Annotated in this window: 1 protein-coding gene; it reads left to right on the top strand. The window is 75.7% G+C overall.

What is annotated here, in order from left to right:
* A partial coding sequence (locus OZN99_RS31985) for a portal protein (RefSeq protein WP_270939219.1) occupies positions 1 to 1,222 on the top strand: 1,222 nt, incomplete at both ends.

The following is a 1,222-nucleotide window of genomic DNA, read 5'->3' as shown; positions in this document are numbered from 1 at the left end:
CGGCACGCCCGCGCCCTCTCGCGCCGCCGCCCGCTCGAAGCCGGCTGGCAGGATTGCTACGACCACGCGCTGCCCGCCCCCGGCGCCGCGCCGCTGTTCGACGCGACGGCGGCCGATGCGGCGGAGCAGCTGGCCGCCTCTCTGCTGGCGGAGCTCGCGCCGCCCTGGTCGCGCTGGTTCGCGCTCGCCCCCGCGCGCGACCTGGACGATGCCACGCAGGCCGGGCTGGCGCGCAGCCTGGCCGACACGGCGGAGACGCTGCAGGGCCACCTGGACCGCTCCAACTTCGCGCTGGAGCTGCACCAGGCCTTCCTGGACCTGGTGGTCGCCGGCACCGGCCTGATCGCCATCGAGGAAGCCCCGCCCGGCGAGGCCTCCGCGCTGCGCTTCCGCGCCGTGCCGCTGCGCGAGGCGGTGCTGGAGGAAGGCGCGAGCGGCCGGCTCGAAACCGTCTTCCGCAGCCTGCGCCTGACGGCGGACGAGATCCGCGCCCGCTGGCCCGCCGCCCCGCTGCCACCGGCGCGCCGCGACGAGGATCCGGCCGCGAAGCTGCGCGTGGTGGAGGCCGCCTGGCCCGACCCGCGCACCGGCCACCGCTTCGCCGCCGTGCTGGAGCCGGAAAGCGGCGCGCCGATGGTGCTGCATGAGGGTCGCTTCGCCGAGAGCCCCTTCGTCGCCTTCCGCTGGCTGAAGCTGCCAGGCGAAACCTATGGCCGCGGGCCGGTGCAGAAGGCCCTGCCGGACATCCGCACCGCCAACAAGGTGGTCGAGCTGATCCTGAAGAACGCCTCCATCGCCGCCACCGGCATCTGGATGGCGGAGGACGACGGCGTGCTGAACCCGGCGACGATCCGCCTGGTGCCGGGCGCCATCATCCCGAAGGCGCATGGCTCCTCCGGCCTCACCCCCTTGGCCGCGCCGGGCAATTTCGACGTCTCGCAGATCGTGCTGCAGGACCTGCGCGCGCGCATCCGCGCCGCGCTGCTCGCCGACCGCATCGCGGCGGCGGAGAAGAAGCCGATGACCGCGACGGAGGTGCTGGAACGCGGCGCCGCCGCCGCACGGCTGCTGGGCGCGACCTATGGCCGCCTGCAGGCCGAGCTGCTGACGCCGCTGGTCGCGCGCTGCCTGGCGGTGCTGCGCCGGCGCGGCGAGGTGCCGCCCGTCACCCTCGACGGGCGCGCGGTGCGGCTGGTCTATGCCTCGCCGCTCGCCCGCGTTC

This window comes from Falsiroseomonas oryzae, assembly GCF_027856955.1.
GTDB classification, from domain to species: domain Bacteria; phylum Pseudomonadota; class Alphaproteobacteria; order Acetobacterales; family Acetobacteraceae; genus Falsiroseomonas; species Falsiroseomonas oryzae.
Note: the sequence above shows the minus strand (reverse complement) of the source record. Positions and strands in the feature narration are given on the sequence as shown.